This window comes from Halobacteriovoraceae bacterium (genome assembly GCA_020635115.1).
Lineage (GTDB): Bacteria > Bdellovibrionota > Bacteriovoracia > Bacteriovoracales > Bacteriovoracaceae > JACKAK01.
Genome location: JACKAK010000003.1, coordinates 445,292 through 453,263, shown reverse-complemented (window position 1 = coordinate 453,263; position 7,972 = coordinate 445,292). Strand labels below are relative to the sequence as shown.

Here is a 7,972-nt window from a genome sequence, read left to right as displayed (position 1 = left end):
TCTGTTATTTCGATTGGTTTTTTTGAAATATTAAATTCGTTCGACTTTTTTAAAGCAACATACTGTTTGGGATTAATTTTGATTGGATTAGTTGCTTGAGTTGCCTGTTGTGAAACACCACTAAATCTACCTTTTTTGACGAGAACATTATTTTTATCGATGATTTTATCGTAATCTTCAAAGTTTTGAACCGGGGCCTTTGTGGGAGTTGTACTCGTTTCGATACTTTTTTTAAGAATTTCTTTATCACTTACTTTTTTCATGGCGACTTCACCATCAAATGTGACCAGAGAAGTATTTTTATTGGCCGGGTTATAAACAGTTTGAAAATCTGTTCCCCTTACCCCTAGTGCAGCATTTCTAGTTTTGATGATGAGTTTTGTTTTTTGTGAATCTCCATTTTTCATCACCTGCGAACGAATTTTTCCCTTAAGAAGTGAAATGAGTCCACTCCCTTTTTTGCTGGCCATCACTAAATTTACATGTCCTTTAGGGCCAATAGTTACTTGAGAACCATCAGAATACTTTACTCTAACAATACTGCGCTCTGCTGTTGCAAGAGAAGTATCCTCAGGTAATTTATCTCCCAACTTCACTTCTAGGGCCTTAAGCGTACCAGGATACAACTTAGTCACTTGTCCTTTGACAAGGATAACTTCTGCAACTGTGTCTCCAGCATAAATTCTAAATGAGAGGATTATTGCTAGGAAAATATGAAGAACCATAAGAATCCTTAATTGAAGTTTAACACCTCATTAATGATATCCTGGGTTGAGAGTTTATTCAACTTATAGAGGTCAAGGGCCTTATAGGCAGAACGGCCAAAATTTCCGTTGATCCCCATTGATCTAAGTTTAAATGTCGCACCTTCCAATAGAAGTTTATGGGCGAGAATTTGACCCTGTCCACCAATTATTTGATGGTCTTCTAGGGTAATGAGTTTTCCAGATGTTTGTTTAAGGCAATGGGTTATTGTATTTGTGTCTGGTTTATTAATTTGTGGAGAATTAATAACTGTGATTTCAATATTATGATTATTTTTGAGTAACTCATAGGCCTCAAGTGCATTTTGTACGAGAGGGCCACTTGTCACAAGTGTTACTTGATTACCAGATGTAAGTACTTGGGCCTTATTTATTTCAAAATTCTGATTTTGATATTTAGGTACAAAATTTTCTCTTCCAAGAAAAAATAGTGATGTTGGAGGAGTTTCTCCGCTAGCTACGGATTCTGAGTATTTTTTAATCACTTCGTACACGAAAAATTCTGCTTCCTCTGACGTACTCAAATTATAAACATCAGTATCTGGAATTGAACTCATTGCTGCAAAATAAGTTGTGGCCTGATGGGAAGCTCCATCGGCAGCATCTTGAAAACCTGTGTGACTAAAAATACCAATATATGGGCCTTGAGAAAGTGAGCTCATAATTGTAGGTAAATTTCCTTTTGTAATTGCAAATTGTGCAAACGTGTCAACTACAGGAATCAGACCAGCTTTAGCTAGACCAATTGATGAGTTAATCATATTTGATTCTGAAACTCCCAGATCAATGTATTTGTCTGGGTTTTGTTTATGCATTTCCTTAAGACCTGTTGATCCTTGTAAATCAGATGATAATGAAAAAACTGGATAACCTTCACTAATGGCCTTGTTTAGTGCAGCTGCTATTCCAATTTGAACTTTTTCTTTTTTTATCCCGGGTTTTTTGGATTCAGTTTTTTGTTGTAGATCGATGGCCCATTCTTTTAGGGGAGGAGGAACTTCACCTTTAAAAATTTCATTAAGGTAGTCATTTAATTTATCATCTCCGTAGGCCAGAGGATGTCCATGTCCACCACTCGCTGCTTTTTGGGTATCTTCGATTCCATAACCTTTTATTGTTTTACACCATAAACAGATGGGCCGATTAGAGTTGTTTAAAGATTCAAGTGATTTTTCGATGGCCAGATAAACTTTTTGAAGATCATTTCCCTCATCAACCTTAACAACATCCCATCCTAATAAATGTAAAGATTCAAATGTTTCTTTCATTGAATATGAGTCTTCAGAAATTCGTCCAGAAAGTTTAGTATTATTATCTGAAATGATCATTAAGAAGGGATTGATCTTTTTCTTTTGATAGAGGCCAGGAATGGCCGAAAAAGATTCTTTGGCCTCACCTTCCATTGCTGCGCCATCACTAATAACGCAAATTGTTTTACGTTTATTTCCTAATATTTTATCAGCTATCGCCAAACCTTGGGCCTGTGGAAGGCCGGAACCTAAAGGCCCATTGCTAATATAAACTCCTTCAGGGTTAAGATGGGCCTCCCCATGTCCTGTGAGTTTACTTTCTATTGAACGAAATTTTTTAAGAGATTCCAGTGTTAAATCGTCAAATCCCCAATTGGCCCTAAGTGCGTAAATGCCATTTTCTGTATGTCCTGCATCGTTTACAAAATTGAAGCTTTGGTACCATTCGTTGTTGTTTTGTTTTGATATTGAAAACATAAGAGAATGGGTCGCACTCATTATTTCAGCAAGTGCAGCTGGCCCACCCCAATGAGCAGCGGCCCCACCTTTTACTGCATATTGGTTCATGAGTAGAACGAGGCCTCTTGTAAAATTAGGATCGGCAAGTTCGATGTCCTGGCCTTTGTTGTTTTGGACAGTAGTTGAACAAAAAGGTTTGTTTAATGGTGTTTTTGCAAGACGGTTTTTGATAGGTAATACCTTCATATTTGACTCCGATTTGGGACAGGAAATTTTTGCTGGCAGTTTACTATTTGCTTTTTTAACTCGCAAACCTAATCTTTGCATACTTGTAGATTTATCGGAAAAAATGATCAGTTTTAATCTTTAGATGCTGTTTAATTTTAAACATTTTGAGTAAAACCGAATAAGTTTTGAATTGTTGCGTTATTTTGGAGTCCTATGAGAGGTTTACGCCTGCCAATTTTTGCAAAAATTACAATACTTTCTTTTATTCTTTTGGGAGTAATTGGAGGTGTCACAGCTTGGCAAAGTTCAACTTTTTATGAAGAAATGTCTTCGCAGAGGGAAGAGTTTAATAGCCTAAGTTTAACAACTTCAAAGCTTGATCAGGTGGAAGGAATTATAAACAATCACATTGATAAAATGAGACTTTTTGCCATTGAATCAATTAGAGAAGATCAAAGTGTGAATGAAGAGTTACCTGCAACTGATTCATTTGATTTTGAAAAAGATCTTCTTTATTTAGTTGTAAAAGAACATAAATTTGGGAGCTTTGAGTCATTGAAAGATAAATTTAATCATCGTCTTGCAAAAGATAATGGTCTTGAGCTTGAGGATATAAATGATGTACTTTTTAGAAATAATGTTAAGGATGTAGATACTTTAACTGGAAAAGTTTCAATTATTAATGCTTCAAATGAAGTGAAAAAAGCTCCATTGTTAAGAATAGATTTTCCAATTTTGAAAGAAAAAAAAACGGGCAATTATAGGCATATTGTGACGGCAATAATCTATATGGGTCAGTTGAAGAAAGCATTTAAAATTGAAGGTCCAATACAAATGTTTCTGGTTGATGGGAATGGAAGGGTTATTGGAGATAAAAACGAGGAAAATGTTGTAAAAAATGCAAAATTTCCCTATACAAAACTATATCAAGAGGCCAGTGAAGCAAAAATTAAGATCAAGCAAAAATATGTCACAATGAGTGATTCAAAAGAATACATTTCTACTCATGCTAAGGGACTAAGTGATCTCGTTCTTTTTACATTGACTCCTAAAAATCTAATCAAGGCCCCTGCGCAGTTTGTGAAATCCTATACTTTTTTTACTTTAGGAATAATTTTATCTGTGAGTTTTTTTGTCATTTTTATTTTTTCAACGGGTTTGACTAGGCCTATAGAAAAGCTTGTAGAGATTACAAAAAAAATTGCTGCAGGAAATTTTGATATTGAAGTTGAAAATGTTGTTTCTGCCAATGATGAAATTGGTGAGCTTGCTAAGTCATTTGATTTAATGCTTGAGGGATTAAAAGAAAGAGATAAAATAAAAAACATGTTCAGTAAGTTTCATGGATCTAGTGTAGCGGAAGAAATTCTGAGTAACCCATTAAATAGGGAAGGTGAGAAAAAAGAAGTAGTGATATTTTTTTCAGATATTCGAGGTTTTACGGATTACAGTGAAAATAATTCTCCAGAAGAAGTCGTGAATATGCTGAATGCTTATTTTGAGATTATGGTTGGAATTATTAACGAATATGGAGGAGTTGTAGATAAATTCGTTGGAGATGCAATAATGGCAGTTTGGGGAGTGCCAAAGTCGCACGAAGCTGATTGTCAAAATGCAGTAAGTGCTTGTTTGAAAATGAGAATTGAATTAGCAAAATTTAATCATTTAAGAATATCTACAAAAAGGAATCCAATCATTATGGGTATGGGACTTCACTATGGAGAAGTTGTTTCTGGAACGATAGGATCAAATGAAAGAATGGAGTATACTGTTATAGGAGACGTCGTTAATACTGCTTCTAGAATTGAATCGAGTACGAAAGCACACGGAACAGATTTTTTAGTGAGTGAGAGAATATTTCAAAAGACTGAAAAGAATTTTATTTTTGAAAAAGTTGGTGATACCTCAGTAAAAGGAAAAAAGGAAGCCCTTAAAACATATAAGGTTCTTGGTTATTATGATCAAAATAGAAATCCGCAAAAAGTTGAAACGAAGTACTCTTCTTATCAGTCCTCACAAACTGATAAAGTCAAATTGGGTGCATAAAGGAATCAAAATATGCAATCGCGAGTTTTAATAGTAGAAGATGAAAAGGATATAATAGAAGTATTAAGTATTTATGCTCAAGATTTTTTCGAAATTATTGATAGTGCAGTAAATGTATCTGATGGTATCGAAAAAATTAAAGAAAATTCCTACGATTGTATTGTATTAGATATTAGTTTAGGAAGTAATGAAAATGGTGCTCAGATTTTAAAATTTCTTATTGAAAATCAGGATAATCCTAATTATTTAGCTCCAATTGTAATATCAAGTGGGCATGTAAATGAAAATTTTATTAAAAAATACACAAAAAGATTTGCAGGTATTTTAAAGAAGCCTTATGACGAAAAGACATTTAAGTCTATAATCTCATTGGCAATAACTCCAGTTGAAGAAGTTATTGAAAACTATGAATCTAATGATGAAGTGCCTCTTGTTAACACGAGTCTACCATTTACTCAACCTGAGTTGAACGTCATGGTTGATGATATATTAAAAAGGATCTCGAAGAATCCAGAATTAAAGAAAATGCTGAAAACTATAAAAATTGAAAGAAACGCTGATAAATATATTCCTTCGCATGTGGGATTAATTATTAATATTTCAACTGCGATTTCAAAAAAATTAGATTGGAATACAAAATCAGCACTAGAAAAGTTTGTCATTGCGGCCTATTTACATGATTATGCAATAGATAGTAGACCAGACCTTGCTAGAATTCAATCGAGTGACCAGCTAGAGTTAATGAAAAAAGCAAATTCAAACGAAGAAATTCAGGCCGTTCGAGAGCATCCTTTTGTTGTGGCCAGTCTACTTGAAAAATTTCAGGATTTATCTCAAGATGTTTTAACTTTGATTAGGCAACATCATGAACGTCCAGATGGTTCTGGTTTTCCGAAAGGAATTCATCACTCCAGAATAAATCCTTTTTCAGCTCTCTTTATCATTTCACATGATTTGGCGACATATATCATTAATAACAAAGAATGGTCATTAGATGAGTTTTTGAAATTAAATGGAGAAGAGTATATGGGAGCAAATTTTAAAAAAATAATTCGCGCAATTGAAGAACTTTCAAAATAGGATATTATTTAATTTTAATCTTTTTGATAACTGGAGGACGAATCGAACTTCCTTCAGGGACGATGAGTTGTCTTTTTTGACTTTTTAGTCCACTTCTTCCTATTTTATCTATAGCTTGAACAGTAACAAAATATGTACCTGGCATTAAGGACTCAACTTTAATGATTGGTTTTTCTGAGACTTGTTGTCTTACCATGCGCCCTTTATCATTAGAAAATTCTAAAAGATAGGCCTGTGACTTCTCCACTGGATATACTCCAACTTTCACAATTCCTCTTTTATCTGAAATGATTGGAGAGGGAATTTCTGCCAAGAATTCTGGAGCTGGTAAAAGTGGTCTTTTAAAAACTTTAAATTTTTCCGTCTTGCTTTTTCCCACAAGAATTTCATCCATAGTATAGGCCAGAATCTTCACAAAATATTCTCCATCACTTGCAGGAATAAAGCTCCACTTATTTTCATAAGGGCGAATGATATTTGAGAGTTTAAGTGAAGGATCTTGAGACATGACAATTTCCCATTTCACATCTTTGATTTTTGCCCATTGGAGAGATACAGTTGGTTTTTCATCTGAATACTCATAGATTTTTTTGAAATCCGTCCAAGGTATGTTTTTAGCAGATACAATTGAAAATCTTCGGTTTTGTGAATTTGGAGTTTGTTTACCTGAATTGAGTACACCTACAACAAACCACTCATACTCACCAGGAACCAAACCTTTTATATAAAAGTTATTTTTCTTTACTTCCTTAGTAACCTGGAGATCACTTTTTTCTCCAAGACCTCTAAAAGTAACTTTATAATTTTTCACGTTAGTAAGTTGTTTCCATTTTAAATCAACATTATATGCAGAGTTATCTCCTAATTGATAGACCTGATCATGCTCTGGAGCAATTAAAGTTGGAGGAACTTCAATTTCTCCATAAAAAACTGAAAAGTGTCCAACATTTGAACTTATTGTAGAAGAAGATTTTTCTAATACTCCTTTTACTCTCCAAAAGTAATTACCCTCTTTCTCAATAATATTTACTTGATAATTATTGGTATTTTCTAAAAACTTTTGATGAATTTTATTTTTGAATAACTCATCTTTTGCTATTTCCAGAATCTGTTGTTCCAATTTTACAGGAGTGTTCCACAAAAAATTAATGGCTTGTGTCCTATCTTTTAAGTAAACTTGTTCATCATTGTAGGGTGAAACAAGAATGGGGCGTGATTTTAAACGAACCATAATCTTTGAAGTTTTTGAATAGTAAACTTTATTTTTATCACTTTCAGGTATTGCTTTTAATCTCCAATAAAATGTTCCAATTGAAAAAGGGATTGTAAGAAGACCTGTCGTCCCATCTACAATAAAATCACGAACGATTTCTAATTGATTTCGTTGTATACCTCGTTCTAGTACAATTTTATATCCAGGAACAAGTTTGGCCCAAGTTATATTGATAAGGTCTTGTTCTTTTGAAGAGCTGATATAAACAGTTTCATCATATGTAGGTCTAACATCTCGAAAAAAAAGTTCGTCTTCAGTGAACTTTTTATCGTCAATTTCTCCTGATGTTTGCCGCGTAAGTTCTATTGAACGTCCATTAATGATCGCCGTTGCTGCCCCCTTATATATTTCAACTCCCATTTTTCCACTTTTTTCCACAGATACAGACATCTCGGCATCTTCAATATCTAGTATTTTTTTTCCAGATTTGATTTTCATGCGTGCATTTTTAGATTGTCCTTTAATAAGTAATGAGCCTCCAATCACATCAATTGTGGCCTCATTATTTAAATCATCAAGAACAACGACTGTGTTAGGTTCTAATTCGATCTTAGTTCCTGATTTTAAAAATCTGATTAAAGTTGTTGAACTTTCTCCTGTTTTGATTATTTCTCCCTTGTATAAAGGAGCCCCTGTAGGCGCATCTTCCCAGATAATTTCTTGCTGAAATTTCTTTTTGACTTCATTATTTGCTGCCAAAATAATAGCGGTGAGTTCTTTTTTTTGAGCATATTCACTTTGAGGACGTTGTGGCCTAAAGAGAAAAGACAAACCAACTCCAATACTTGAAATGACAAATGCGAATAGAACTCTTTTTAACTTCTTGTTTTTAAAAATAAAATCCATGCCATAATTCTAGCAAATAAATTAAA

Annotated in this window: 5 protein-coding genes; 2 read left to right on the top strand and 3 right to left on the bottom strand. The window is 33.8% G+C overall.

Going from position 1 to position 7,972, the window contains the following annotated elements:
- Both H6622_06500 and H6622_06495 read right to left on the bottom strand, forming a co-directional pair.
- On the bottom strand, positions 1 to 725 hold a 725-nt coding region (locus H6622_06500; GenBank protein MCB9061153.1), incomplete at its 3' end, for a FecR domain-containing protein.
- An 8-nt stretch (positions 726 to 733) separates the two neighbouring features.
- Positions 734 to 2,719: a transketolase gene (locus H6622_06495; protein ID MCB9061152.1), complete on the bottom strand. Its 1,986-nt coding sequence runs from the start codon at positions 2,717 to 2,719 to the stop codon at positions 734 to 736.
- 195 nt (positions 2,720 to 2,914) lie between these two features.
- Between H6622_06495 and H6622_06490 the strand changes: the two genes are divergently transcribed.
- Positions 2,915 to 4,747: an adenylate/guanylate cyclase domain-containing protein gene (locus H6622_06490; GenBank protein ID MCB9061151.1), complete on the top strand. Its 1,833-nt coding sequence runs from the start codon at positions 2,915 to 2,917 to the stop codon at positions 4,745 to 4,747.
- A gap of 12 nt (positions 4,748 to 4,759) precedes the next feature.
- Positions 4,760 to 5,827, top strand: coding sequence for a response regulator (locus tag H6622_06485; GenBank protein MCB9061150.1), 1,068 nt, complete (start codon positions 4,760 to 4,762; stop codon positions 5,825 to 5,827).
- Between the two features lie 4 nt (positions 5,828 to 5,831).
- Here the strand turns inward: H6622_06485 and H6622_06480 are convergent, their stop codons facing one another.
- On the bottom strand, positions 5,832 to 7,946 hold the full coding sequence (locus tag H6622_06480; GenBank protein ID MCB9061149.1) for a hypothetical protein: 2,115 nt from the start codon (positions 7,944 to 7,946) through the stop codon (positions 5,832 to 5,834).
- Positions 7,947 to 7,972 lie beyond the last annotated feature (26 nt).